This window comes from Falsiroseomonas oryziterrae (assembly GCF_021864505.1).
In the GTDB taxonomy this organism is placed as follows: domain Bacteria; phylum Pseudomonadota; class Alphaproteobacteria; order Acetobacterales; family Acetobacteraceae; genus Falsiroseomonas; species Falsiroseomonas oryziterrae.
Genome location: NZ_JAKJIB010000584.1, coordinates 1 through 1,263 on the forward strand (window position 1 = coordinate 1; position 1,263 = coordinate 1,263).

Annotated in this window: 1 protein-coding gene; it reads right to left on the reverse strand. The window is 75.9% G+C overall.

Going from position 1 to position 1,263, the window contains the following annotated elements; genetic code table 11:
• Positions 1-1,263, reverse strand: a 1,263-nt coding sequence (locus L2I40_RS23375) for a cryptochrome/photolyase family protein (RefSeq protein ID WP_237217749.1), incomplete at both ends; no start/stop codon positions are given.

The window sequence follows — 1,263 nt, forward strand, 5'->3', positions numbered from 1 at the left end:
CAGCGCGGCGAAGGCCGCGAGCGCGCGGGCGCGGCCCTCGGCCGGGCCGACCACCGGGCGCGGATAGTCGCGGCCGAGGCGGAGGCCGGCGGCGGCCAGCACGCCCTCCGGCGCTTCCCAGGGCTTGTGGACGAAGGCCTTGGGCAGCTTCGCGAGCTGCGGCAGCCAGCGGCGCACATAGGCGCCGTCGGGGTCGAACTTCTCGCCCTGCAGCACCGGGTTGAAGACGCGGAAATAGGGCGCGGCGTCGGTGCCGCAGCCCGCCACCCACTGCCAGGACGCGCTGTTGGAGGCGAGGTCGTGGTCGAGCAGCGTGTCGGCGAACCAGGCCGCGCCCTCCTGCCAGGGCTGCAGCAGGTGCTTCACGAGCAGGCTGCCCGCGACCATGCGCACCCGGTTGTGCATCCAGCCCATGCGCCAGAGCTGGCGCATCCCGGCATCCACGATGGGGTAGCCGGTGCGGCCCTGCTGCCAGGCGGCCAGCAGCGCCGGGTCGCGCGTCCAGGGGAAGGCGTCGAACTCGGCGCGGAGGTTGCGCTCCGGCATCTCCGGCCGGTGCCAGAGCAGATGGTAGGAGAATTCGCGCCAGAGGATCTCCTTCAGGAAGGTCTCGGCCGAGGCGCCGCGGGAGGCCGCGCGCACGGCGTGCCAGACCTGGCGCGGCGAGACCTCGCCCCAGCGCAGATGCGGCGAGAGGCCGGAGGAGCCCTCGATGCCGGGGATGTTGCGCGCTTCCGCATAGCTGCCGAGCGCGCCGGCGACGAAGCGGGCGAGCCGCGCCTGCGCGCCGGCCTCGCCGGGTTGCCAGGCGGCCGGGAACTCCGCGGCCCAGTCGGGCTCGCCGGGAACGGGATAGAGCGCCAGGTCCTCCAGCCGCTCGCCGCCGGCCGGCGGCTCGACGCCGGCGATCCGCTCCGGCGCGGGGAGCGGCGCGGCGGGCTCGGTCGTCAGCATCGCCTTGGCGAAGGGCGTGTAGACCGCATAGGGCTTGCCGCTGCCGGAGGCGAAGCCGTGCGGCTCGCGCAGGACGACGGTGGTGTGGAGGTGCAGCGCGCGGCCGGCGGCCGAGAGCGCCTCGTGCACGCGGCGCGACTGCTCGCGCGCCCAGGGCTCCATGGCGCGGCCGGCCTGGACCTCCTGCGCCCCGATGGCGGCGGCGAGCGCCGGGATGACGGTTTCCGCGCGGCCGCGCGCGAGCAGGAGCGGCGCGCCCTTCGCCGCGAGGTCGCGGGACAGCGCGGCGAGGCTGCCTCTGAGCCACCA